Annotated in this window: 16 protein-coding genes; 8 read left to right on the top strand and 8 right to left on the bottom strand. The window is 36.8% G+C overall.

Annotated elements, in window-relative coordinates; all coding sequences use genetic code 11:
- Positions 1–264: 264 nt before the first annotated feature.
- The 7 genes from BC008_RS04995 to BC008_RS48035 form a co-directional block, all read right to left on the bottom strand.
- A complete protein-coding gene (locus BC008_RS04995; protein WP_027842859.1) occupies positions 265–813 on the bottom strand; it encodes a GNAT family N-acetyltransferase in 549 nt (182 codons plus the stop codon).
- Positions 814–992: 179 nt separating this feature from the next.
- Entirely contained in the window at positions 993–2297 is a 1305-nt protein-coding gene (locus BC008_RS04990) for a hybrid sensor histidine kinase/response regulator (RefSeq protein WP_027842858.1), read from the bottom strand.
- A complete protein-coding gene (locus tag BC008_RS04985; protein ID WP_027842857.1) occupies positions 2294–5113 on the bottom strand; it encodes a CHASE2 domain-containing protein in 2820 nt (939 codons plus the stop codon). The genes BC008_RS04990 and BC008_RS04985 overlap by 4 nt, the downstream gene beginning before the upstream one ends.
- 539 nt (positions 5114–5652) lie before the next feature.
- The gene (locus BC008_RS04980; RefSeq protein ID WP_027842856.1) at positions 5653–6588 is read right to left on the bottom strand and encodes a DUF928 domain-containing protein; all 936 of its coding nucleotides are present in this window, start codon (positions 6586–6588) and stop codon (positions 5653–5655) included.
- A gap of 298 nt (positions 6589–6886) precedes the next feature.
- Positions 6887–9475, bottom strand: coding sequence for a CHAT domain-containing protein (locus BC008_RS04975; RefSeq protein WP_027842855.1), 2589 nt, complete (start codon positions 9473–9475; stop codon positions 6887–6889).
- 17 nt (positions 9476–9492) lie between these two features.
- Entirely contained in the window at positions 9493–10437 is a 945-nt protein-coding gene (locus tag BC008_RS48040) for an S-layer family protein (protein ID WP_027842854.1), read from the bottom strand.
- Positions 10438–10477: 40 nt separating this feature from the next.
- Entirely contained in the window at positions 10478–11638 is a 1161-nt protein-coding gene (locus tag BC008_RS48035) for a filamentous hemagglutinin N-terminal domain-containing protein (RefSeq protein ID WP_153009519.1), read from the bottom strand.
- A 576-nt stretch (positions 11639–12214) separates the two neighbouring features.
- Between BC008_RS48035 and BC008_RS04960 the strand changes: the two genes are divergently transcribed.
- The 4 genes from BC008_RS04960 (at position 12215) to BC008_RS04945 (ending at position 20285) form a co-directional block, all read left to right on the top strand.
- Positions 12215–14020: a ShlB/FhaC/HecB family hemolysin secretion/activation protein gene (locus BC008_RS04960; protein WP_058183285.1), complete on the top strand. Its 1806-nt coding sequence runs from the start codon at positions 12215–12217 to the stop codon at positions 14018–14020.
- Between the two features lie 861 nt (positions 14021–14881).
- On the top strand, positions 14882–17290 hold the full coding sequence (locus BC008_RS04955; RefSeq protein WP_058183283.1) for a hypothetical protein: 2409 nt from the start codon (positions 14882–14884) through the stop codon (positions 17288–17290).
- A gap of 94 nt (positions 17291–17384) precedes the next feature.
- A complete protein-coding gene (locus BC008_RS04950; RefSeq protein WP_027842852.1) occupies positions 17385–18902 on the top strand; it encodes a ferritin-like domain-containing protein in 1518 nt (505 codons plus the stop codon).
- Between the two features lie 39 nt (positions 18903–18941).
- Positions 18942–20285 carry a YCF48-related protein gene (locus BC008_RS04945; protein ID WP_027842851.1) on the top strand — a complete coding sequence of 448 codons (1344 nt, stop codon included), beginning with the start codon at positions 18942–18944 and terminating at the stop codon, positions 20283–20285.
- Positions 20286–20470: 185 nt separating this feature from the next.
- On the opposite strand, the gene BC008_RS04940 is transcribed toward BC008_RS04945, so the two are convergent.
- Positions 20471–21487 carry a sulfate/molybdate ABC transporter ATP-binding protein gene (locus BC008_RS04940; RefSeq protein ID WP_027842850.1) on the bottom strand — a complete coding sequence of 339 codons (1017 nt, stop codon included), beginning with the start codon at positions 21485–21487 and terminating at the stop codon, positions 20471–20473.
- A 593-nt stretch (positions 21488–22080) separates the two neighbouring features.
- Here BC008_RS04940 and BC008_RS04935 point away from each other — a divergent pair.
- From BC008_RS04935 to BC008_RS04920, 4 genes are all read left to right on the top strand, one after another.
- The gene (locus BC008_RS04935) at positions 22081–22401 is read left to right on the top strand and encodes a hypothetical protein (protein WP_027842849.1); all 321 of its coding nucleotides are present in this window, start codon (positions 22081–22083) and stop codon (positions 22399–22401) included.
- 323 nt (positions 22402–22724) lie between these two features.
- Positions 22725–22904, top strand: coding sequence for an ABC transporter C-terminal domain-containing protein (locus tag BC008_RS04930; RefSeq protein ID WP_058183281.1), 180 nt, complete (start codon positions 22725–22727; stop codon positions 22902–22904).
- Positions 22905–23478: 574 nt separating this feature from the next.
- Positions 23479–24837: a serine hydrolase gene (locus tag BC008_RS04925; RefSeq protein ID WP_058183279.1), complete on the top strand. Its 1359-nt coding sequence runs from the start codon at positions 23479–23481 to the stop codon at positions 24835–24837.
- Positions 24838–24865: 28 nt separating this feature from the next.
- Positions 24866–25918: a serine hydrolase gene (locus BC008_RS04920; RefSeq protein ID WP_058183277.1), complete on the top strand. Its 1053-nt coding sequence runs from the start codon at positions 24866–24868 to the stop codon at positions 25916–25918.
- Positions 25919–26229 lie beyond the last annotated feature (311 nt).

Raw genomic sequence — 26229 nt, 5'->3', positions numbered from 1 at the left:
TATTTTAAATAAATTATTGCTCGTATCAGATGTTCTAATTTATAGCTCCAATTTGTAGTTAGAACTTGTATAAAATTTATACAACCAAATAATAACTATTCCTTATGCGAGCGCTAATTTTAAAAACTCACAAATACCACCTCAACCAAAAAAAGTATTTTGTTATGATTTAGTACTTATTAACAAAAATTTCTTACTAAAGCTGGTACTAATTACTTTTAAACAATAAAACATTAAATATAATTATAGTTTAAGCTATTAAAATTAATTTTGCCAATCTTTACGTAGGATTGCAAGTATCACTACATCTTCAAATACACCCCACTTCTTGACCCGTTGACGTAGAATTCCTTCTCGTACAAACCCATTTTTCTTTAATACTCGACCAGAAGCTAAATTTCTTGTCATGTGATAAGAATAAATTCTGTTCAGATGGAGATGGTTGAAACAGAAATTTAATACAGGTTTTAATGCTTCAGTCATGTAACCCTTCCCCCAACATTCAACCGCTAACCAAAAACTTAATTCTGCTTGAGAATGCTCTGGCTCAATTTCTCGAATTTCAATCACACCTCTGAGGAAACTTTTCTCTTTTGGTTCAATAACAAAAGTTACAGAATTACCTGATTCAAACTCAGCAATTTTCTTGCGAATATATCTTTCAGCTTCACTATCAGGATAAGGGTAAGGAATAGAAATCATAGTATCGGCAATATCACTTATACTTATTACCTTTTGCAGAGAACGTGCATCTGACAAATATAAGGGACGCAAATTTAATCTTGTTGTCTCTAAAGTTAATTGTGCTGTCATTAACTTTATTTAAGTTGTATTTTACTAAAATACCTTATTTTTATTTCAATTCAATTTAAATTTAAAACTACATCGTTAAGTATAAAATACTTGTATCAAAATCTAACTATCGCATGATTGAATTAATTAGTGATACCGGTAAGCAAATAATTCTAAATATCGATCTCAAAATCAAAAAATTAACTAATAGGTAGGGTAACTATAAATTCCGTGCTTTGACCGGGAATTGAATATAATTCAATTTCCCCGTTGTGTTTTTCCACAACTATCTGATGGCTGATTGCTAATCCTAATCCGGTTCCTTTACCAACAGCCTTAGTAGTAAATGTTTGTTCAAAAATTTCATCCTGTAATTGAGGGTTTAAACCGATACCATTATCCTTAATGCAAATTGTCACTGTATTTTTTTCGTCGTTCACCCTTGTTTTTACAGTGATAATATTTGGATCAGCAGTTATTTCTTGATAAGAGCGATTACGATTGAGTTCTTCAAATGCATCAATCGCATTGGCAATTAAATTCATGAATACTTGATTTATCTGTCCAGGATAGCAGGTAATAGGTGGTAAATCACCATAGTCTTTGACAACCTCAATTTCAGGATGATCTTGATTACTTTTAAGTCGATGCTGAAGTAACATTACAGTACTATTAAGTCCTTCATGAATTTGAAATTCTACCTTGGATGAGATGTCAGAACGGGCAAAAGTTCTCAAAGAAAGACTAATATCTTCTAAACGGGTAACCCCGTGTTGCATTGACTTTAACAGGCTTGGTAAATCCTCGTTGAGAAACTCTAAATCAATTTTCTGCAACAATTTAGCAATACTTGGATCTAACTCAGCAAATTTTTCTTGGAAGAGGTTTAGTACCTCAAGCATGTCACTAGTATATTCTTGAACATGGAATGTATTGGCAACTATTGAGTTGAGCGGGTTGTTAATTTCATGACCTATACCTGCTACTAACTGTCCCAAAGTAGACATCTTCTCGCTTTGGATCAATTGTAATTGAGTTTTTTGTAGCTGTTCTAGAGATTTGCTTAATTCAGCAGTCCGCTCCTCCACTTTTTGTTCGAGAGTATGGGTAAGGTGAGATAAGTTTAAATGTAACTTTAATCTGGCAATTACTTCTTCCTGTTGAAATGGTTTAGTAATATAGTCAACTGCACCAATTTCTAAACCTTTTACTTTATCTGTAGTATCCGATAACGCAGTCATAAAAATTACCGGAACATCTTGAGTGACAGAATTAGCTTTAAGTCTGCGACAAGCTTCAAATCCATCAATTCCAGGCATCATAACATCCAGCAGAATCAAATCGGGTTTCGCGTATTCTGCTTGTTCAATTGCTGATTCTCCATTTGTTGCCATCAAAGCTTTCCAGCCATGACCCTGAATAGCTTCGAATAACACCTTGAGATTATTGGGATTGTCATCAACTAAAAGGATATACTTGGGCTTGGAAAGAATTTCGGTCGTCATTGGGGTGAATCCTTTAAGACAAATTGCTCGAGAAAATTACGTATTTTTCTAGTTTGGAAGTTGGATGCAAATTCTCCGATTTGTTTTGTGAAAACAATAAATTCTGTGCTCTGATTGGTAACATCTTTTAGTATTTCCTCAATAGTTGGGATATCACCCATCATTGCTAAGTGATAGAGTTTTTGCAAAATATCTTGGGATGGCAAAATCAATTGACTTTCAGCAGTTGAATTCTGGGTTTCTGTAGAAGATAATTTTGCCGATTTCGATTCCTCATAGATCCACTCAAGTTGTAGTAGAGTTCGTAGTGCATTTAGTAAATCCTCTACTTGTAGAGGCTTGGGTAAAAAGCTTTTTGCTCCTGCTTCTAGACTTTTTTGGCGTTCCGCTTCAAAAACTTTTGCACTGGAGACAATAATAGGAATTGAGTTTGTTTGGGGATTTTCATGAAGTTTAACCATAAGTTCAAAGCCATCCATATTTGGCATGACCAAATCAAGTAAAATTACGTCAGGTTGATTTTCAATTGCTAACTTTAGACCTTGTAACCCATCACCTGCTTCCAAAATACGAAAACCAATACTTTGTAGTAAATTACTTAACATGTAACAGTGGTGATTATCGTCATCAACAATAAGGATTTGAGGTGGGATACCCCGAATCCCTATAATTTTTTGTTGCGATACTACTTCTTGTGTATTCCAATCATTAACGATCGACATCGTTAAATCCAACGAAAAAATACTTCCTTCACCACAACGACTCTGGACTTTTATTTGACTACCCATCAAAGTCGTAATTCTTTGACTAATGGTTAATCCTAAACCCGTACCATCAGGACGTTTACCAATATCACCTACTTGCTCAAAGGGTTGAAAAATTTTCTCCAATTGTTCAGGTGACATTCCAACACCTGTATCTTCTATCTGAAAGCGAACGTTACAAGTGGGTAATGGATTTGTGGTGTCTCTATTTTCTATATCTTGGTTTGCTGTAAGTAAAGTTTTAGATGTAATAGTTTCAATAGTATCTACTTTAAAAATAACTCCACCATTATCAGTAAATTTAATGGCATTTCCAATCAAATTTATTAATACTTGCCGCAATCTTTTCTCATCTGCATTGACACCAGTCGGTAGATTTCGATCCAGAATTACATCAAACGAAATACCTTTCTGCTGTGCCCGAATCCGACACATCTCTGTAACCCCATTCAAAAAACCTGGTAAATGAATTTTGCTGGGAAATAACTCTAATTTACCGGCTTCGATTTTCGAAAGATCCAGAATATCATTAATTAGCATCAAGAGATGGGAACCACACTGATGAATGATATTAACTCCTTCTCGATTTTTATCTTTAATGCTTGGCGAACGCTCTAAAACCTGAGCATATCCAATTATGCCATTGAGTGGTGTGCGCAATTCATGACTCATATTGGCAAGGAAATCACTTTTGGCTTGGTTTGCAATCTCTGCAGCTTGCTTCGCTTTGAGTAACTCGTGGGTCCGTTTTTCAACTTTTGTTTCTAGGGTTTTTGAGTAGTCCAGTAATTTAGTATTAGCGATTTCTAATTGGCTATTAGTTTCTTCGAGTTTCTGCTGTTTATAGGCATTAGTTGTGGCGATCGTACTACCAATAAAAGCAATTAAAGTAGGTGTAACCGGTACTAATAGTCCATGTAAGAAACTCCAATAGTTACCACCCAGAAAGACTATACTAATACCTACGGTTGCCCAAAGTATATTGCCTCCTATGAGGAATTTTTGATTACAATTAGCACTTAAAAACCAAGTACCAACAGACCCAATAGCAGACCATAAAACGATCCAAACAAGAAAATCAATTCCAGAAAAACCTTTTAAATTAGCTGTACCAGTCCTTGCTCCGTGGATTAACTGTAAAGCAATATTAGCGTGAATAACTACACCGGGTGTCTGATTTCTCTCCGATAGCCAAGAAGAACTAAAGGGGCTACTAAAAAAATCATTAGTACTTGCAGCTGTTGAACCAATAAACACCATGCGATCGCGCATTATGTCCTTGGGAATATTTCCCTGTAAAACATCCCGCATCTTTACTTTTACAAAGGCTTTTTCTGAACCATACCAATTAAGTAAAATCTGATATCCACCCAAATCTTTATCCCGGTAACCTGCTTCCAGATTTTGTAAGGGCAGGTAGACTTGTTTACCTAACCGGAATTCTTGTCGTTGGGGGTCAATGCTTTCTAAAGTAATTCCTTCTTTTTCCAAATATTTTAAAGCAACAATGGTTCCTAATCCTGCTTTGAGAGTATCCTCTTCTTCATCAACAGCAGTTAGTAGGGCTCGTCGTACATGGAAATCGCTATCTAATACTAAATCAGCTAAACCTACTTGCTCTCGTTTTTTTAATTCTGGTGGTGGTTTAACTCGCTCTCCTGTAATTTTTTCAACTCCAAATAAATTTGGAGTGCTACGAAAAACTTGTACGAGTTCCTCTTTTCCTGCTCCTTCTGGTAAATCTCGATATATATCTAGACCAATGGCGCGGGGTTGCTGTACGCGGATTTTTTTTAATAATTGAGCAAGGGATTGGTCTGAAACTGGCCATTTACCTACAAATTGAATATCTTGCTCATCAATAGTGACAATTACAACTTCTGGAGCTAATTTTTGTGTTGAGCGCCAGCGAAAAAATTGATTTTGGGTTGCCCATTCAGCTAAGTTAAATAGTCCTAATCCCTGTCCAACTAAAACGACAATAGCAACACTTGGGGTAATAATAAAAATGCTGCGAGTTTTTCTAAATAAAGCTTTAAATTTCTGCCACATACATCTATTTCGAGCAAGGAACAGTCAAGTTCATAACTGTAGAGATGAGACATATCCCGTCTCTGAAAAAATAAAATATATATCCTAGAAATATATGTCCTAGAAATATATATCTCTAACACTGCCCATACATTACTGAGCATTTTTTATACTAAATCCGGTTTGATTACCCCTTTTTATAACGAGAGAGGGAAGTGTGGGGAAAATCCCAAAAAATGTAAAGGGTTTTAAGAATTGGATTTAGTATAAATATCTGATTTATTGTTGCTAGTTGATCGTCATACAGTTTGTAGTTTTGGAATTCTAAATTCTTACAATCTCTCCTCAAATTATTGAATCACTTGAAGAGAATAAAAATTGCTGAAATCTTTCCTAGAAGGATATAAAAAACTTTTAGCAAAATATGCAAGAAGCGATTAAATCCCTTGTCGTGGGTATAGTTTTAATGTGTGCTACTGAAATTTATTGATTTGTGAACTTGTAAACTTATGAACTTGAAAACTTGAAAACTTTAAAACTTGAAAACTTGAAAACTTGAATTAATTATTTAGGGCTACTATGGGAGCCTTATCAATATCTTTTAATTCAACAGAACCTAACAATTCTGACCAATGTTTATCTAAGATTTTATCATTAGGTTTTTTAACGCGCAGTTTTGCTAAAATTTCAATGCAGTCATACCATACACCATGTTTGCCAAAAGCTATTGCTTGTTTAAGACCATCTTTGTCTTCTATAGCCTGTAACAATTCTGAACTTGGTCGAATTCGCTTGATCCAACCGTTAACGTAAGGCGTCCTGGGGGTAAGCCTATTGTTAACTTTTAGTGCCAAAAACCATTCGTAATTCTGTTCCAGCTCTAAATTTGTGGGAATTTTTACAGAAAGAACTTCAGCCTTACCTGAAACTGGAATTTTCACATGATGTAAGGTCTTACCAGTAGCATTTTTAAAACTAAAAATTGCTTCTCGTGCTGTAGACTCAGGTAAATAAACAAAAATGTTGGGGTTTTCAGAGACTGTTGTACCGAAAAAAGTTTGAGGTAAAAGCGGTAAAATTGTCCGGGGAGAAATTACACTAGCTTGAGGATTGATATTTTGAGAAGTAGAAGATGTTTTATCACCACGAGATCCTCCTCCTGTTCCAGATTTAGGAGTTTCATTTCCTGGTTTTGGGGTAAATAAATCCCCACGAGACGCTCCTCCTACACCAGATTTTGGAGCTCCATTTTCCCGTTTAGGAGTAAATAGACTACCTCGAGAACCACCACTATAAGTTCGACTAGGAGTTTGACGTTGAGGAGGTGGGACAAATTTTACATCTCCACGGGATGCTCCTCCTTTTGCTTCCCTAGGGGTACCTTCCTCAGGTGGTGGTTGAAAGATAACGGCATAAGCACTTTTAGAATATGTCCATATAAAACTACTTAAAAAAGTACATACACTTAAAGTGCCAAGAAATATTTGTTTTTTCATCACTTACACTCATAAATTCAAAAAAGACTAGTAGAAAAGGAAGTATTAGATTATGGATTGATAGATTATGGTTATCGAGCGTAATATCTGGAGTTGTGAAGTTTTAAGTTATGAGGTTTAAGATTTTTATCTCTTGAAATCTACTAATATTGTAGAAATGTTTATTTCTCAAGTCCGCCCAGAGATTACTTACATTTTTTGAAGACTGTTTAAATTTATATTTAGAAAGTTACAAAAATCTGTTTAGGATATATTTTTTTAGTTTTTTGAAAATGTAAATTTGCAAATTTAATAGTAACTACTGCCAATTACCAACTAAAACAAAAGCAGACCAGAAAAATGGTTCTTTAAATTTTGTTTTTTGAACTACGTCAATTTGAGCTTGTCTGAGCGCTTCTGCTTTATTCGTTCCAGGTTGAAGAAGTTTTCGATAGAAGTTTGTCATCAAAGATACAGTTGCTTCGTCTTTCACGGGCCACAAAGAGGCTATAGTTGAACGTGCGCCAGACTTTACCGCTAAGCCTGCTAAACCTAAAACAGCACGTTTATCTCCAGCAGCAGTGTCACAAGCACTCAAAACCAATAGATCGATATCTTTGGAGTTACGAGCTTGACGATTTTGTAGTAGCTCTGATAATTCTTTAATATTTATTTGCTCATCCCAGGTCAATAAAAATGTTTGGTCCAAATGAGAGCTAAATTGTCCATGAGTTGCTAAATGGACTACATTTGCAGGACTATTCTTCATTTTTTCTCCTAACTTTGACTCTGTTAACTTTGAGTTGAGCAAAATGGAGGAGGAAGGAAGCATGTGAGAAATTTTTGTGACTTCAGATTTGACTCCGGGGAGTGGAGAAAAACCGTTACGGGCTTCACTTATACCGGCAACTACTGCATTGATATTTTTGGATTGTAAGGAGTTTGCTGCAATTAGTTGTAAACCTGGGGATAAGGTAACAGCATACTTCTCGATTAGATACTTTTGACCATCATAAAGGGCTGACATTGGTATATTTCTTAGTATTCCATCTAACACAAATACCAGTGTCTTAGTTGACTTAAAGGTTTGAGTATTTTCTACTGGGCTGACTAGCCAATTGTATACTTGTTTTGATAAGTGATCGCGTTCTTGAGCATCAGAAATTGGACTTAAACTCGCAAGTAGCTGATTTAGAGTCTCCTCAACTTCTGCTTGAGGCTTACGAGTAACAGCATACTGTAATGGTTGTCCTGCGGTAGAATAGATAACAGCAAGGCGATCCGGTAAGATAATCGGATAAACAACCGTGGCAGTAGGATCTATCGTGTCAATATGCTCTACTTTGTCTAAACAGGCTTCTCGTAAAAAGTTATCTAACTCGGTGATTTGCAAGGATTCAATTAAATTCCGAGCCTCAATTAGACTAGCTTGATCGGGTTCTTTTTCTAGTAATAGTCCTACTAATTCTCGGTATACAGGTTCTACACTTTCACTGAATGATAACTGTACATCTGGGTTAACTGCAACTAAATCCCCCCGAATTGCTTTCAGAGCATCTACAGCTTCTCTATAAGTTGCGATCGCTTCTGTTCGGTGATTTTGTTCTTTATATAAACTTCCCAGTTGCCAAGCAGCCTGAGAAACTATATCCTCCGCTTGGAGTTGACGAGCAATATTCAAAGATTTTTGAGTTAGATTTTGTGCTTCGAATAATTGATTTGTTGATTTATATAATTTTCCCCATTCTTTCAGAGCATAGGCTTCTGTTCGCAGATCTTGAATTTCTCGCGCTCCTTGAACTGTCTGGGCAAGCACTTCTCCTAAATCCTTAATAGGTATAATACGGGAAGACTTATTTTGTGTATTGTTTTCTAATTTATTTAATGTGGTAATAAAATTAATTTTGTTATTAAGAGATATGTGACTGGGTGGAAGTTTCTGGAGTTGTTGCCATATTTGAGGAGCTAGGCCAACTGCATGATCATTGACATTATAATCAACAAAAAGCTTAAAGCGTCGTAGGCGTGCTTGTAATTTTTCTTGAGAAGTATTAGCTGCTTTTTCTGCTTGTTCAAAATAACTCAATGCAGTATCAGGATCTTTTAAATAAACTGCAGCTTGACCTAATGTTTGCAAAATACTAGTAATTTCAGCATCTGCATTAATCCTTTTAGCTGTTTTTAAACTTTCTAACAGAATATCTTGACTTTCTTGAGAAAGACCTATCAATTGTAAAGTAACGCCAAGCGATCGCAAACCGCTCACTTTAATGTGAGAATCTGGTATTACCATTAGTTGTTGGTTAATCTCTTCTAGCTGTTGTCTGGAACGACGATAAAATCCCAAACTTTGTAATGCTTGTGCTTGGTTGATTTGACTGCCTAAACTCCCCTGTTTATCCCTAGCTTTTTCATAATATCTTTGAGCTTTTTGCCAGTTTTCTAAAGCAATTTGGGGCTTACCCATATGCAGTTGCAAACTAGCTTGAGTGTTTAGTACCTGTGCCCAAATAATTGGGTTTGTCTTATGTTTCGTCTGTTGCAAAAGCTCTAAGGCTTTTTTGACTGATTGTTCTGCTTTGTAGAACTGGTTAAGCTCTTTTTGTACAAGAGAAAGGTAACTCAAACTCAGGATCTGATTCGGCTGATCGCGTTTATTTTGATATTCTTCTGCAGCCATTTGCCAAATATTAGCAGCTTCTGTAAAATTTCCTCGATGGTAAAGGTTTCGTCCTTTTTCTAATAGATTTACAGTTCCACTATTGAGAGTGATATTTGCAGTTGAAGAAACCCCAATAGAAGCTTGCACTGCTGTAAATTTCCAAGGTAGAAGCAGAAGAAATGCCAGACAAAAACCTAATAAGCCGAGACTGACATACAAACGGCGTTGTTGAGAAGAAGAAATCATAGTCCTGATAACTATAACTATTGATTATTGACTGTTCGCCGAACAGAAGCACAGGTTGTTGGGACAGTGTTAAATTTATTATTCCCAAAATTAGCTGGAGCTATCAGTTCGATTTCTCCCTTGGAATTACGTATTAAATGGGAGGCTTCCACAATTAATGTTTGACTTGATTCTTGGTTAAATTTTTGACTTGATTCTTGGTTATTAGTTGTAGCTACTTTACTACTTACTTGACCGTATGCAGACAAATTGCGAATATCCGACCAAGGACGATTGATGCTGACTTGTCCGTTAGGATTTTGGGGTATTCCGCCTCGACCAGTAATGATAAAGCTGTTATCAAATGTACCAGAACAACCTTTTGCCATCTCTTGCGATGAGTCTACCAATGCTGTAGGTAATTCTACTATACCAATACTGGGATCAACGCCAAAATTATTAATATCTACCGTACCATTGACACCAAATTTTGAACTAGCTGTGATATCACTTTCTGGAGTCAAGCGAGAGCGAAATTGTAAACCGAAGATACCTTGAGTAGTGATGTCAATATTACCACCATTACCTTCAACTGCGTTAGCGATGATATCGCTGTTTTCCAAACCAATAATAATTGGGGAATTTATGGTGATATTACCACCATGGGCTGTGTTAGTGGCATTGGTAGTAATTCTGCTATTGTTATGTAACTCAAGAAATTGAGCATTTAACTGAATATCACCTCTGTTTCCTGCAGCTGCTTGGGCTTCTATGCGACCTTGGTCGCTTAAATTAATCCGGTCAGCGTTAATAGTTATATTACCAGCGCCCCCTCCATCAGAACCACTTACATTGATTCTCGCCAAATTATTAACACGCAAACTTTCCGTATTAATTATGATATTTCCTCCATTTCCAGTCGCTGCTCCCACAGATGCAGTAGAGATGCTGGTAGCAAAAGAATTAATACCAGTTATTTCCATATCCCGTGCTTGAATTTTGATATTACCTGCATTACCTTGACTAAATGTGCTGGCTGTTGGCTGTTATTTGTCCTCCGCCCACAAGTCGCAAATCCTCTGTTTTAACCTCGACATTACCCCCATTTCCACTAGCTCCAGCAAAGACGATAGCAAATAGACCGCTAGGAATTATATTGGTTTTGCTAGTGATTGCTGTTAGTGATTCTGAAGCATGAACGTAAATAGATCCTCCTGGTAAATCATTTTGAGTACTCGCTGTAACAGGAGAAGCATCAGTAATGGTAATTTGTTTACCTTGAATTTGAATTTCTCCACTATTAGTGTTAAAAACTGAGGAAGCTTGAGTTATGTTGATATCTTCAAACTTACCAATACTTTCGTAGCCCAAAACAAAACCTGAGTTACTTGGATTTAAAGTTATAGTTTCGTCAGCACTGATGCTACCAATTTCGATACGTCCCCCGAAGCCAGTAATATTACCTCCTTCCATAGATACTTTAGAACCAATTAATGCTAAGGTTTGATCAGGTAGAGCAAGTAATCCCAAAGGTCTATTGCTTGCATCAATTATTCCGGTTGTGGGATCTACAATAAGATTGTGACCAGGGCCTTGGACTTCAATTTTGCCCGGATTCGCTCCGGTTTGTAAACCAGTTGGGATGCTAATAGTTAGTAATGGCGGTGTATTTCCTTCGGTGGCACTAAAACTAGTGGTATCCTCAAACAAAATGCTATCTGCAGTTGAAGCAATAAACGATCCCCCCACATTCAAAACAGCATTTTCACCAAAAATAATCCCTGTTGGATTAATAAAAAATAAATTAGCTTTACCGTTTGTACCTATTAGCCCGTCAATATGAGAAATATTACCACCAGTCACACGACTGAAAATATTTTTAATCTCTGCTGCATTACTAAAGAAAGCTAGACCTTTGTTAGGAACAGAGAATTTACTGAAACTGTGAAATAGATTATTTCCTATGCGAGTGCCATTAGTAATCGTAAAATTATTTCCATTGGGAATAACAGTGGTATTTGTTGTTTCATCAGATATTATCTCTGCTTTCGCAATGGGTGGGGAAAACGCACATATCGGTAAAAAAAGGCTTGAAGCTAAAATTTTGATCGCTAAACTAGAAAAAAGTGCTATTCGTTTCTCACTTACAGCTTTTTCTATCCCTCTCATCTTGCAAATACTCATTTGGTTCTAGATCTAGCTTTCCCCATTTTTTGATAGATTAAGATCTAATTATGAATCTATGTAGGAATGAGAATTCAATAATCCGTAATTCTTAAATTTGGAATAGTAAGTTACGTAATTCTAACAGTACCCACTTTTGCATTTGATTTAATCTATATTCCCCAGTTCCTTAATATTAAAACTTCAGCGTTGCTGAATAGAGAATGCTAATTAAGAAATCGAATTATTGAAACATTGATTTTTTGTAGATATTTTGTACTTAAAGCATTACGCACTCACCAACGCCAAAATTTCTAATCTCAAGGCTTACAAACTACCGAAATCACTTTTGTCCTAGTTTCCAAGGAATTATGCCATTTAAGCTTCTATTTCACGTCAGGTGTGGTTCAGCCTTTTCAACATATTTTACTCTGAACGAATAAATAAAGCTTTAAATTAAATCAGAGTTTATACTGATTACTTGTTCTTTTTTAAGTACTTAAATGAACATGAGCCTTGGTTTTGAATAAAGTTTAGGATTGAGATTTCTAGATTTAATATTATCTTCACTCTAATTTTTATTTCCACTTTAATTTAATGGCTTTTGAAAAAGTGCTTGTGAAAATTACTACATCAAAATTGAGATTTGTTATTTGTAAGCTTTGTCTAAGCTTGAATTTAGTCGCAGTTGCAAGCTTAGCTTCATCAAAGCCAGTAAATTCTCAGGTAGTGCAAAACCCAAATGTTAACCGACAGGATATTGATATTAACCCTAGAAATATTGAACCGTCTCCAAATAAGCCATTCGAAGAACCACAAGCACCACAACAATTACCACCACCAGAAGATTTATTACCAAAACCTAGGTTGTCAGAACCAGAATTTACTTTACCAGGCGATACTTCTCGACAAATAACTGTAAAGCAGTTTGTCATTACTGGTAGTACTGCTTTTAAACAAAAAGACTTTGACAAGATTATTACACCTTATCTCAACCGTCCCTTAACAATTGCAGAGTTATTTAAAGTTAGATCGGAAATTACTAATCTCTATATTAGTAAGGGATACATTACATCCGGAGCTTTTATTCCACCACAGAAATTTAAAGATGGTGTAGTTGAAATTAAAGTTATTGAAGGGAAGCTAGAAGATATAAAAGTTAGAGGAAATCAAAAACTTAAACGCAGTTATATCCGGAGCAGACTTGCGAGATCGACCAAAAAACCCCTAAATCGGGAAAAATTATTAAAAGCCTTACAGTTATTACAAATTAATCCCCTAATTGAAAATATTTCGGCAAAATTATCTGCGGGAACTCGTCCGGGAGAAAGTCTTCTAGAAATAGAAATTCGAGAAACAAATACTTTTCAAACTTCTTTAATCTTAGATAATGCACGTTCTCCAAGTGTCGGTACTTTTCGTCGTCAAATTCAGGTTGGTGATACTAATTTATTGGGCTATGGCGATAGTATAAGTGGAAGCTATAAAAATACTGATGGTAGTAATTCTTTTGATTTTCATTATAAATTACCAATTAATCCCCGTAACGGTACCATATCTTTAAATTATGGAATTTCTGAGAATAAAGTTATTGAAGAGCCTTTTAATATTCTTGATATTCAATCTGACTCCCGATATTACGAAGTTAGTTTTCGCCAACCAATAGTAGAAAAAACTCAGCAGGAATTAGGTTTAGGTATAACTCTATCTCGTCGAGAAAGTGAAGCCAGATTTCTCGACGATGAAGTACCTTTTCAAGCCTCCGGTGCTGATGCTGAGGGAAAAACGAAAGTTAGCGCTATTCGGTTTTTTCAAGATTGGACATCTCGCGATCGCAAACAAGTATTCGCTTTACGGTCTCAATTTAGTATTGGGGTTGATTGGCTCAATTCAACTATTAATGAAACGTCCCCGGATAGTAATTTTTACGCTTGGAGGGGACAAATGCAGTGGGTACGTTTATTAGCAAAAGACACCTTATTACTGTTGCGTGGAGATATGCAATTTGCGGATCGACCACTAGTTCCATTCGAACAATTTGGTTTGGGGGGTCAAGAAAGTATTCGCGGTTATCGTCAAGATGCGCTGCTTAAGGACAACGGTATTTTTGCTTCTGCAGAGGTTAGGATTCCCATATTTCGCTTTTCAAGAAACAGAAGTTTATTGCAGGTTGCTCCTTTTATTGATTTTGGTACAGCTTGGAATCGTAGTGGTAGAGAAAGTACCAGTTCTAATTCTGACCCAAATACTTTAGTTTCTGCTGGTTTGGGCTTACGTTTACAACTTGAAGATCGCCTCAGCGCCCGTTTTGATTGGGGTATACCTTTAGTTTCTGTTTCTGGGGATAAAGATAGTTTGCAAGAAAATGGACTTTACTTTTCGATTATTGCTAATCCTTTTTAAGGAATTGGGGATTTGCTAGAGTTTAGACTCGCACAGGGAACCAGACTAAAAACTACAAAATAACCGGTAAACGCACTCCTTTAAGAATATTTCGCAAAAAAATTAAAATAACAAGCATAATACAAATTCTTTTGCTTTTTTAGGGTTTATTCTAAAGCCAACCCCACATTTTAATATACTAAGGCTTTCAGAAGTGCATAAGTTTGTGGGGTACGTAACTATTATATAGATACCTAGAAAATAAAAAAATCCCATAGCTTATATTGTGGTGAAGTAGAGGAAATAAAACAGAAAGTTTTATGACGCGATATGGTGGGGCTTCCAATAGCTACCATAAGATTTGTGAGCGTATTGCTCCGAAAATAGTAAACTACTAATCCTTAGGTTTGCTAGGGCGTTTCTTTCCATTCTCCACTAACAACCTTGCTCCAGGAAAATTACAAGAAGTACGTTTTACTTAAGCACGTAAAAATACCAGGGAAGAAATAATTGCATTTTTAGTGGTATTAGTAGCTGCTTGGGCTAGTATCTTCTCTATTGTAGTCAGTTTAGCTTGGGAGCAACGTGATTTTGTGAAAAATCGTCACAATGTGATTTAAGTTACTTGTTTGTTGAATATTTGTTATGTAATATCCATGAATAATTACTAATTTGGGTTTGAAAAGATTGAGAATTTACCCCAATAATTAAAAATCAAAATTGGATCTCACGAAATCGCATTGTACCCGTTTAGCTTTTACTCCTAAAAAAGAGACTGTATTAGCTATAACAAGTGCTGTACCCTAATTTTTTCATTGGAGTTCTTAATAAATTTGGGATTTTAAAAATAAATAGTTCTGACATTATAGAGGTCGTATAGTTATGACATTTGAAATTACACCCAATGTTTCAGTAAAACGAAATAATAACGGGATTGTTCGCCAACTTTATCACCCACGTCAGCCTTATACTGTCCGGAGATTTGCAGCAGATAGGAGTCTTGATGCAAGCTTATCCGCAGACGTGGAAATTGCTCCACGTGTAATCGCCGAACAATATGTTAGAGAAGTACTTCCGGCTTATCAGCTTGACTCTGAACTTTCTGCTGATTTGAATGCTGCTGTCGCAGAGGAAGTTATCCAAGAGGAATCGCGACTCAAATTTTTGGAAGAGAAGGTTACAAGAAATCAGGTTACTGTCTCTTACGCCCAAACCTACATGGGATTACTTGTATGGGAAGCTGGACTAACTGTACGAATGCGTAACCATCCCTTAAGTGTCACTAGTTCTCAGAGTGCGGTACATACTGAAATTGAAGTTGAACCTCCACCATCCGACGCACAATATATGCCAGAGCATATTAATGCAGATATCCTGGCAAATCTACTGGCTTTAGAAGCAAACAAACCACGTCCAGAAGTTAATAGCAAACGACTACTAATTTATCAGTACAATGCTGACGATCGCGGTAATGGATATGGCGAACCTGAAGAGAATGACGAAACACAAGTGCAAGTTGCGGCTCCAAAACTGATTCCACCTCCTATACCAAGTCATTTTCAGTCAGGACAGTATTATATTGTTGTTGAAGTGTTGTTTACTTTAAACGATCCTAATATGGGTTCCCTAAACTGGAGGGCTTTTATTGAACCAGAATCAGGGACAGTATTATATTTGTCAGCATTCATTGGATGCCTTGATGGTCATGTATACCTTCAGGATCCCTTGACAAAAACGGGCGATCAGTCGATAAAAGCTTCTTCTCCTGTTAGTATCTTAAATTCTCTACGAGATAGAGTTACTTTATTTGGTCTTCAGCCACCTCCTCAAATTGGTACTCCCCAGAAACTAGAAGGTGAGTTCGTAAAAATTGTGAATATTAGTTCTCCTAACTCAGTATCACCCACGACAATTCCACCAAATGATTTTTCCTATTCTGTTCCAACAGACGACTTTGCTGCGGTTAATGCTTACTATCACTGCGATCGCCTGTTTCGGATGATGGAGGAAATGGGCTTTGATGTAAAATCCTATTTCGACGGCACAACTTTCCCTGTATCAGTGGATCATCGCGTCCAATTCCGAGATAGATTTGGTAACTTAAGCAGCAATGTTGTAAATGCACAAGCACCCGGTAATATTTTCGGAAACGGGTCTGACGGATTTCGCTTTGCTCTTGTGGAAAAAGACACACAAGTGGGGATGGCTGTTGAATGGCGTGTGGTGTTACATGAATTTGGTCATGCTATCTTGTGGGATAACGTTAACTCTCCAAACTTCAAGTTCGCCCATAGTGCTGGGGATAGTCTAGCAGCAATTCTTAACGATGCAGAGTCAAAAGCCCCAGATCGAGGACTCACCTATCCTTGGACAATCATTCCTCGTCGCCACGATCATTCAGTTTCCTCTGGTTACGCATGGGGTGGAAATAAGGATGATCGTTTTACTGACCGCGCTGGTTATGAACGGGAACAGATTCTCTCATCCACTCTTTTCAAGTTATATCGAGCAATTGGTGGAGACCATAAAGATCTAGAAGTTCGTCGCTTTGCAGCTCGGTACGTCACTTACCTGATCTTTGAATCCATTGGAACTCTTAGTTCCACTGCTCAGCCAGAGGATGCACAAGAGTATGCAAATATCTTGATGGAAAGTGATATGAATACCTTGAACTTTGAAGGACAACCAGGGGGAACAGTTCATAAAGTTATCCGTTGGGCTTTTGAACAACAAGGTCTTTATCAACCTCCAGGTACCCCAAGACCAATAAATACAGCCGGTTTCCCTCCAGAAGTTGATGTATATATTGACGATGGTCGGAAGGGTAGTTATGAACCCTTGTCAACTTTTTCCATGGGAACAAATGATATTTGGATTCGCCACAATCCCGATCATGGCTTAGAACACCAAATTCCAGTTAGCGGAACTAATAATTTTATTTATGTAAAAGTAAAAAATCGTGGCATAACTCAGGCTAATAATATCAAAGCTAGTGCATTTGTAACTGAGGAAGAAGGCGATAAAATCTGGCCATCAGCTTGGGAAAATCTTACTGCTTCACCGATTTCTGCTGGTGCTTCCATCTCATCCAATAGTGAAGTAATCATCGGACCGTTCGAGTGGCAACCAAAATCAGTCGGTAACTATAGCCTCCTACTAAGCGTTACGGCAGACAATGATATTAGTAATATTGATTTGCTCGATGGGAATGGATCTATTCCAGTAGCAAAATTAGTACATTGTGATAACAATATTGCAGTACAAGAATTTACAGCGATCGCTTCCGAATAACAATTACAAATTTATACGAAATCAATCTTTCGATGAATAAAGCTTTGCAAAATTTTTCTTTTCTTCAGAAAGTTGAGCCAGTAACAGTATCGTTATGAATACAGAGAATCCAGTCAAAACCAGGGAAGATTTACTTTATCTTCTTTCCCAAGCAGCAGAATTAGAACACTCCCTTTCTTGTCAGTATCTTTTTACTGCTTTCAGTTTAAAAGAATTTACCTCGGAGGGTGTTTCTCAAGCTCAATTAACAAAGATTAATCGGTGGCGGCGGAGAATCAATGAAATTGCAGTCCAGGAAATGCTGCATTTAGCATTAGTTAGCAATCTGCTTACAGCTATAGGTGGAGCGCCATATTTTCGCCGTGCAAATTTTCCCCAAGCTAAAACCTATAGTTCTTTAAAGCTTCAATTCAAACTAGCGCCTTTCAATGAAACCACACTAAACCGTTATATTTGCTTTGAATTACCAAATAGTTTTGATAATGAGGAACAAAGAGACAATTGGACTCAGTTTTGTCAAAGAATTAGAGATGAGGAATTGCTCGCACTGATTACAGCACTACCAAAACCGTTGATTCCGAGAAAAATTGAATATAACACCATTGGAGAACTTTACGAACTAATCCGCCAAGGCTTTGAAACTATCGGTGAAAAATTATTTATTGGACCCCCTGACGCCCAAGCAACTGGGATTTTTCGAGAGATGATTCAGGTGAAAGACTTGAATTCAGCCATGGAAGCAATCGATTTAATTATCGTCCAGGGTGAAGGTTCTCCTAGCCGAAGAGATGACAGTCATTTTACTAAATTCACCAAAATTCGTGAAGAGTATCTAACTGAATTACAAAGCGACCCCAATTTTCAACCTACTCGTCCAGTAATTGAAAATCCCCTTTTAAGTCTTCAACAAGATAATACAACTCCTGGAGCCAACATCATTACTGATTCCTTAAGTCGCGATGTAGCGGAAATCTTAGTTGCTCTTTATGAAGTAATGCTGCAAATCCTCCTACGTTTCTTTGCTCATACTGAAGAAAATGAGGAGCAGATGTACATTCTCAAAAGTGCGTTTATTAATCTTATGCCTTTTGGCATTTCTCCTCTGGCTAGAGCAATTACCCAACTACCTGCAGGTGAAGATTTCCCAGGTATGAATGCAGGACCAAGTTTTGAAGTTTATGCAGATGTGCAGTTGCTTCCTCAGATGAGTAGTGCTTGGATATTTTTTCAAGAGAGGTTACAAGAAATTGCTCAGGCTTGTGACGCGCTGATTAATGGTTCTAGAACTGAGTCCTATCCCCAGTTACGAGAAGCTTTAACTGAAGTATCAACAGCACAAAAGAAAATAGCCCACACCATTTCTCTCGAACCTAATGGAGGAAGCTGGACAAATGGAATTTCTCAATTATTTTCACCGATGGATATAGATCATATGAAAAGGATACCCAGATTTCGCGTCGATCTTGGTGATTATGAGACTGTAAAAAATGATGCAGATGCAATTTTAAATTCAGTATCTTCTAGATCCATGCCTTTACTTCCTGAAGGTCCTTGGACAGAAGCAAGAATTAATCTATTTAAGAACTGGAAAGATAGTGATTTTCCCCTGTAAACCCAACACTTTATCCCTAAACAAGAGGAAATATTTATCATGACAAATTTTGCAAATTTAAATTCAAATACAAATTTACAATGGTTTCCAACAAATGCACCCATAGCTAGTTCGAGAACTGATGATATTTGGTTTATCGATCCTATGGTCGGTTGGGCTGTTAATAGTAACGGTCAAATCATCAAAACTACCGATGGCGGCGATACGTGGGTGGAACAACTTCAGGATAATGTTTACTTGAGGTGTATTGGTTTTGCTAATCCCTTAAAAGGATGGGCAGGAACTTTGAGTCGAGGAAAACGCCTCTACTCTACTGTCGATGGCGGTCAAAACTGGAAATTAATTGAAAATATTCTTCCCGAACTTGCTCCCTCAGCAATTTGCGGTCTTTCAGTTGTCAGTGAGTCGGTTGTTTACGGTTCCGGGACTAATTATCCTAATCGTCCCCCGCGTATGGTTAGAACTATTGATGGGGGAGCAACTTGGACTGCATGGGATATGAGCGAATATGCCACACTGTTGGTTGATAACTATTTCATTGACGAAAATCGTGGTTGGGTTGTTGGCGGAAAAGCCGACTCAAGTATTGCGAACCCCAGTCGTGATGATGTCATTCCAGTGGTTCTCTATACAGAAGACGGGGGAAAAACTTGGGTAAACCGAGTCGCTGATATTAGTGATTCTTTTCCGCTTGGAGAATGGGGTTGGAAAATTCAGTTTATCAATGAGAGCATTGGTTTTATCTCTCTAGAGAACTTTACTCGAGGTGCAATTCTCAAAACAACAGATGGTGGGGAAAATTGGGTCAGACTTCCCATTAACGATCCTCAAGGAAACGCCAATCTGGAAGGTGTAGGATTTGTTGATGAGAACCTCGGCTGGGTCGGTGGCTGGGGAGATGAAAATTTTGAAGGTGGTTATAGCAGTGAAACAAAAAATGGAGGAGAAAACTGGGAAGATGCAAATCACATCGGTCAATTTATCAATCGCTTTCGATTTTTTGGTAATCCCGTAACTGTTGGTTATGCTTCAGGTCTGACTGTTTACAAATATTCTACAGCACCAGTCACAGCGGCTTTGGCCGATAGGGTAACACCTTTAAGATTTCTAACAACCAATAAACCGGCAGTATTTAAAAAATCAGTAGATATCAAATATACCTTACCAGATAATGTCCAAAAAGTGACAATTGATATTTGGGATCGATTTGGTACTTATGTTCGCAAACTGGTTGATGATAGTAATCCTAGTGCTGGTCAAAAATCAGTTGTGTGGAACTGTAAGAATGACGCGGGAGAATCTTTACCACCTGGAATTTTTATTTACAGATTGACTGTAGATGGTAATGCGGAAAGTCGGGTAATTAGTTTAAAACCTCAATAAAATGTTACCAGGACTTACATGTAGATAACGCAGTTAAAGTGATTGTGACTTAGGATTAGCAAAATTTTTCCCATTGTGAAGTAGTAATCCCAAACACCCAATATATTGTTATGAGTGCATAGTCCTTACTTCTCAAAAGATGTCAAATCCAGGAAAAATACCCAAAGCTTAATGAGGTCTTTTCATTAAATAGAAAAATATAAAGGAAAAGACTTTGCATCCTTGGGTTTGACATATACCCTTTGTTGTGGCTCTAAGTTTAACTCATCAAATCTATCTCTGGTTAAATGCGCAGTCACAACTTGTCCGTCATCCAAAGTCAATTCTGCTTGAATTTCCCACCCCAGATGAATCAAACGACTTACCCGAGCCGCAACTGTAGTTCCATTGGGAGATGTTTCCACAATTATATCTTGGGGACGTAAAAACATTTCTGGGTGGGCGCTATCAAAACCATTACTTTGAAATATATTGGAACTACTCGGTAAAACATTTACTGGACCAATAAAACTCATTACGAAAGCTGTCGCAGGGCGATCATAAATCTCTGCTGGGGTACCAATCTGTTCCACTCGTCCCTTATTCATAACCACAATTTCATCGGAAACTTCCATTGCTTCCTCTTGATCGTGGGTAACGAAAACTGTAGTAACATGAACTTCATCGTGTAATTTACGTAACCATGCTCGCAAATCCTTACGAACCCTAGCGTCAAGAGCACTAAATGGTTCGTCTAGAAGTAATACTTTTGGTTCCGGTGCTAAAGCCCTTGCTAGAGCTACCCTTTGTCTTTGTCCCCCGGACAGCTGGGAAGGATAGCGATCGCCAAGCCCGCTCAGTTGGACTAATTCTAACAATTCTTCTACTCGCGCTTTGATTTTAGCTTTCTGTGCTTTACGAATTTCTAAACCAAAGGCAATATTTTTGCACACGGTCATGTGCTTGAACAAAGCGTAGTGCTGAAATAAAAAACCAATGTTTCGTTCTTGAACGCTTTGATAAGTGGCGTCTTTACCTGTAAGTAGTATTTTGCCACTATCTGGTAATTCTAAACCAGCAATTAAGCGTAACAATGTAGACTTACCCGAACCAGACGGTCCCAATAATGCTACAAGCGAACCACTTCCAATTTCTAAACTAACGCTATCAACAGCTTTGAAGCTTCCAAACTGCTTGGATACGTTTTCTACTATTATGCCCACGCTTGTAGCACCTCGGAATTAATCTACGGTTTGTTGGTAGGGATACTGTATTTTACATATACCATATTATTGTTACTTGATTAAATGGCTCGCTGCTATAGATACAATGCATTTTTTGTTACAGAGTAAAAATGTATTGGTAACGCAAGAAGTGGTATACCAATTCTGTATAAAGTTGCGCTAAATAAATTCTGTAGAGACATTACATGTAACGTCTTTACAATAAAATAAATTGCATCTTTATACAAAAATAGGATTAAGAGCTAATTAGTGGTTGTTATGCAAAACTGGTTTTTTGTTAAAAATTGACCTGGAATAAATTAAGACACAAAGGTAGATTAAATACTTAAGTATGTAACAGCCATAAATTTCTTACAGATACCCGGTTGCTTTTTCAAAGTGACTGGGCTTTGTTATCAATTTAGCTATAAATTACTGAGAATTATTTTTCCCCAAATTAAGCGTACTCTTCTTCGCTTGATTAAAAATTACCTCTTTAGGATTACCCCTTCAGGTAAATTCACTCGGCACAAACCAGTAATAATATATTTATTAGGTGTACAAATGTAAATTGGCTAAAGGAGGCGTCCGATATGTCTCGTCTCAATCAAACCTTTCAAAACTTTTTCATTCGTCTAGGAAGTTTTTTATCTGTTTTATTTAGAGGTATTTCGGGCTTTTTCGGCAAAATATCCAGTTCTATAAATCAATTATTCGGTTTTTCTTCAGAAACTAAATACTTTGTAGAATCTGAAAAACCACAAGATGTTAATCTAACAATAGATACTCCATCAACTGTTAAAGATTTAACAAATACAGTTAACACAACTACGAGTAGTTTTAATAATCGTAAACCTCGCCGAACTGACATGGACTATTTCATGGATATGGCTCAAAAAGTCAAAAAAAACTAGAAATATCTGAACTTAATCTCAAAAATTGTAGAGTTGAATAAGGGAGTAGGGATTTCCAATCAATTAAATATTCTATTCTGTGGGGTACTGTTTGCAAAAATATGAAATTAATCTACAGGTAAGATATGTAGCTTACCTTATGATATCCTTCCCTTAAATCTTTAAAAGGTAGAGACGTATTATGTTGCGTCTCTGCCTGTATTTGTTGTTACATTTATAAAAAAATTTCAAATTGATAACTTTCTGACTTTTATCTTTAGAAGGTGACTATTTTTTGAAAAAAGAGTCAATATATAATTAGAGATATATTCAATTGACGTACTATGTTTCCTTTTTGGAATAACTATTGCTGTGGTGGTCAAACAGCTTCCTACAAGACTCATCAGGAACGTAAGCTGACATTCCTTAGAAGAATGCGCGACCATTTAGAAACAAGAATAGCAGCTCTAAATGCAGCTATTGAGAGTATAGAACGCCAGATGAATCAAGAGGATACAGCCTAATATTTGATTTCTAATTGACAAAATGCAATATCAATACATACTCGGTTTCCCCATAAACCGAGTTTTTTTAGCAAAATTCAATCCCCTCTTGCATTTAAAAATACTTGTATGAAAAATATCTGCACAAAAATGACTTGAATTAGTAATAATATTAAATTTTACCTTTTTTCATCTTTACCTAAATAATAATTTGCTGGTATTCTTTGCAAGAATTGATTGTAACTTAATTACTTTTCTAAATGATGCGAGCTTTCCACTAAGTACTTCTAAATCAGAAGATATTCTGTAATTAATTTTTGATATTTGACTCTTAAAACAATTAGGGGTTATAAATTAAAATCTATGACTTATGGTATATACCACTAGGAGCTAGCCATTAACTGTAGAAATAAGTTATTTGTAATTGTGAGTAAAACTATGTATGATAATCATTTTTTAGAAACTCCTTTATATATATTCTAAACTTTGCATTAAGGAAAATTTTTAGAGAATCACCTTAGAAAATGTAAATATTGAATTTAATAAGTTAAATCAATTCATAAGTTTTATCAGGGATAGTATTTATATTAAATTAATGTCTTTTTATCGATATTTAGTTACTACTTTTTCTTCTATCATCTTTTTACCAGCATTTTTAGCCTTTCCCGAGTCAGCTTCAGCACAGACAAAGTTATCGGGAGAATATTCAGCAGAAAATTTAACTTCTCGAAATTTAATTTCTCGAAATTTAACTTCTCAAAATTTAACTTCTCAAAATTTAACTTTGGTTGCTGAGACATCTCCCAAAGCAAAATTATTTGTCCAATCTCCAAATTCTACAGGCGATCTACCTCCAAGAAACGAGGTTAATCAATCTTCAGAAACTGAGGCTAATGAATCTACCGAAACAAAGAATACTCAATCCCCAGAAACTGAAGTTAACCAAACAGTAACACCTAAGGTCGATCCCTCTATTGAAGCTGAAGTTGGTCAACCTTCAAAACCCAGTCAAAATAAATCTCCAGAAACTGGTGTTACTCAATCTCCGCAACCTGATGTAAATAAATCTTCAGCAACTGAAGTTAATCAATCTCCAAGCTCTGAAGATACAGCCTTGAAGGAAGTGATGGCTGAATTCGATGCTTTACCTGGTGAAGTGAGTTTCTTAGTCAAGGAAGGTGAAGCAACATTAGTCCAGCTCAACAGTACGGAACCCCTTGCAGTCGCTTCGGCTTTTAAACTTGCTATTCTCAAAATACTCAAGTCAGAAATTGATTTGAATAAGCGTTCTTGGAATAATATTGTAACAATTCAATCAGACTGGAAAAGTTTACCATCCGGTATCTTGCATGGTTGGGAAGATGGTTCGCCATTAACACTTAAAAGTCTTGCGACTTTGATGATATCCGTAAGTGATAATACAGCGACAGATACTTTAATAAACTTACTTGGGAGACAAACAATAGAATTAACTTCACCCCGTAATCGTCCTTTTCTCACAACTCGAGAACTTTTTGTTTTAAAAAGTCCACAAAATAGAATGTTGCTCAATCGTTATCGTCAAGCGACAGAAACTCAGCGTCAGTCACTTTTACCTGAAATTGCTAAACTTCCGCTTCCTACTATCAGTGAATTTGAGGGAGTAGACCCTGTTGCTATTGATGTGGAGTGGTTTTTTAGCGCCCAAGAATTATGTGGAATTATGGCAGAAGTCGGACACTTATCGTTAATGGGTATTAATCCAGGAATGGTTAATCCTAAGGATTGGGAAAAAGTTGCATTTAAAGGTGGTTCCGAACCTGGAGTTTTAAACCTCACTAGTTGGTTGCAGGGAAAAAATGGTAAAAGCTACTGTGTAGTTGCTACTTGGAATAACAAGGATGCACCTTTAGAACAGTCAAAATTTTCTAAACTCTATAAAGGAGTATTATCTGTTCTTGCAAACAGAAAGTAAGCTTTATTAGTAACTATTGGGCTAAAAAATGTTTTCCCGTTTCTGTTTGACAATTTTTTCTGCTATTTTCTTGTTTTCTGGGTCTTTAGTATTTCCTGCTTCAGCAAAAGCAGTAGTAAATTTACCACCACAGTACTTAGCTGAAACTATTGTGCAAAATCAAACTTCTGCTGAAACGATTTCTCCAAAAATAGCACTGGAGCGATTATTTACTGCAAAAGAAATCAAATCTGATTGGTTTGCACCCATTTTTGTGAATCAGATTCCTGTCGAACAAGTAAAGTTGATAATCGCGGATATTAAAAAGCAACTGGGAACCTATCAAGAAGTCAAACAAAATGGTAGTGACTATTTGATTATTTTGAGTAAAGGCTCTGTTCCGACAAAAATAGTTTTGAATTCAAAAAAACAAATCACAGGATTATTATTTCAAGCTCCCAAGCTTAACATTGGTAGTCTAGAGAAAGCATTGGCTGAATTTAAAGCTTTACCGGGTAAAGTCAGTTTTTTAGTTAAGGAAGATGAATCAACATTAGCTGACCTCAATAGTAAAAATCCACTTGCTGTCGGTTCAGCTTTCAAACTAGCCGTACTCCAAGCACTCCAGCAGGAAATTACTTTAGGAAAACGTTCTTGGAGTGATGTAGTTACATTTAATGCAGAGTCCAAAAGCTTACCTTCAGGAATTTTACATAATTGGCCAGATGGTTCACCAGTAACAATACAAACTCTTGCAATCTTGATGATATCTGTAAGTGATAACACAGCAACAGATATTTTAATCAATTTGCTCGGAAAAGAATCACTGGAATTGATTTCGCCTCGCAATCGTCCTTTCCTCACAACCCGCGAACTATTTGTTTTAAAAGGTTCCCAAAATCGTAAATTACTCGGGGATTATCGCAAAGGTGATTTAGCCAAACGTAAATCGCTTTTAGTCGAACTAGCAAAATTTCCACTTCCGGATGTTAGAGAATTTGAAGGAACCAACCCTGTTGCGATTGATAGTCTAGAGTGGAATGGCACTAAGAAAAGCCACAAGCTATGCAAAATAAGCACTATAGCTTTTCAAGCAATTTAATAATTAAAGGATAGTTTAGGAGGTTGTTCTTGATGCAATATCTTCACTTGGGGCCACGAATGGACAGCATGGAGCGATTGATCTGCAGGTTTCCGCTGTGCTAACGCTCCGCTACGCTACGCACCTACGATAAGCGGGGTTATCCATGCCGCAGGCACACTGTAGCGAATGGATGAAACAAGTATGTAAGGACGATGTAAAATTTGTTGTGGGTAGAAAAGCTTACTCGTTCATGAAATACTTTCTTTGATACGAGCAAGCCAACAGATAAATACTACTGTGACACTACGAGTACAAATCCTCAAGAATAA

The sequence above is a fragment of the Mastigocoleus testarum BC008 genome (assembly GCF_001456025.1).
GTDB lineage: Bacteria > Cyanobacteriota > Cyanobacteriia > Cyanobacteriales > Nostocaceae > Mastigocoleus > Mastigocoleus testarum.
The sequence above is the reverse complement of the archived record's forward strand: the minus strand, read 5'-3'. Positions and strand labels throughout refer to the sequence as shown.

Coding starts and splice junctions, on each gene's coding strand:
- BC008_RS04990 (WP_027842858.1), bottom strand. CDS start 2,297: ATGACGACCGAAATTCTTTCCAAGCCCAAGTATATCCTTTTAGTTGAT.
- BC008_RS04960 (WP_058183285.1), top strand. CDS start 12,215: ATGGCTTTTGAAAAAGTGCTTGTGAAAATTACTACATCAAAATTGAGA.
- BC008_RS04975 (WP_027842855.1), bottom strand. CDS start 9,475: ATGATTTCTTCTTCTCAACAACGCCGTTTGTATGTCAGTCTCGGCTTA.
- BC008_RS48040 (WP_027842854.1), bottom strand. CDS start 10,437: ATGGAAATAACTGGTATTAATTCTTTTGCTACCAGCATCTCTACTGCA.
- BC008_RS04985 (WP_027842857.1), bottom strand. CDS start 5,113: ATGTGGCAGAAATTTAAAGCTTTATTTAGAAAAACTCGCAGCATTTTT.
- BC008_RS04950 (WP_027842852.1), top strand. CDS start 17,385: ATGAATACAGAGAATCCAGTCAAAACCAGGGAAGATTTACTTTATCTT.
- BC008_RS04955 (WP_058183283.1), top strand. CDS start 14,882: ATGACATTTGAAATTACACCCAATGTTTCAGTAAAACGAAATAATAAC.
- BC008_RS04980 (WP_027842856.1), bottom strand. CDS start 6,588: ATGAAAAAACAAATATTTCTTGGCACTTTAAGTGTATGTACTTTTTTA.
- BC008_RS04930 (WP_058183281.1), top strand. CDS start 22,725: ATGTTTCCTTTTTGGAATAACTATTGCTGTGGTGGTCAAACAGCTTCC.
- BC008_RS48035 (WP_153009519.1), bottom strand. CDS start 11,638: ATGAGTATTTGCAAGATGAGAGGGATAGAAAAAGCTGTAAGTGAGAAA.
- BC008_RS04925 (WP_058183279.1), top strand. CDS start 23,479: ATGTCTTTTTATCGATATTTAGTTACTACTTTTTCTTCTATCATCTTT.
- BC008_RS04945 (WP_027842851.1), top strand. CDS start 18,942: ATGACAAATTTTGCAAATTTAAATTCAAATACAAATTTACAATGGTTT.
- BC008_RS04935 (WP_027842849.1), top strand. CDS start 22,081: ATGTCTCGTCTCAATCAAACCTTTCAAAACTTTTTCATTCGTCTAGGA.
- BC008_RS04920 (WP_058183277.1), top strand. CDS start 24,866: ATGTTTTCCCGTTTCTGTTTGACAATTTTTTCTGCTATTTTCTTGTTT.
- BC008_RS04995 (WP_027842859.1), bottom strand. CDS start 813: ATGACAGCACAATTAACTTTAGAGACAACAAGATTAAATTTGCGTCCC.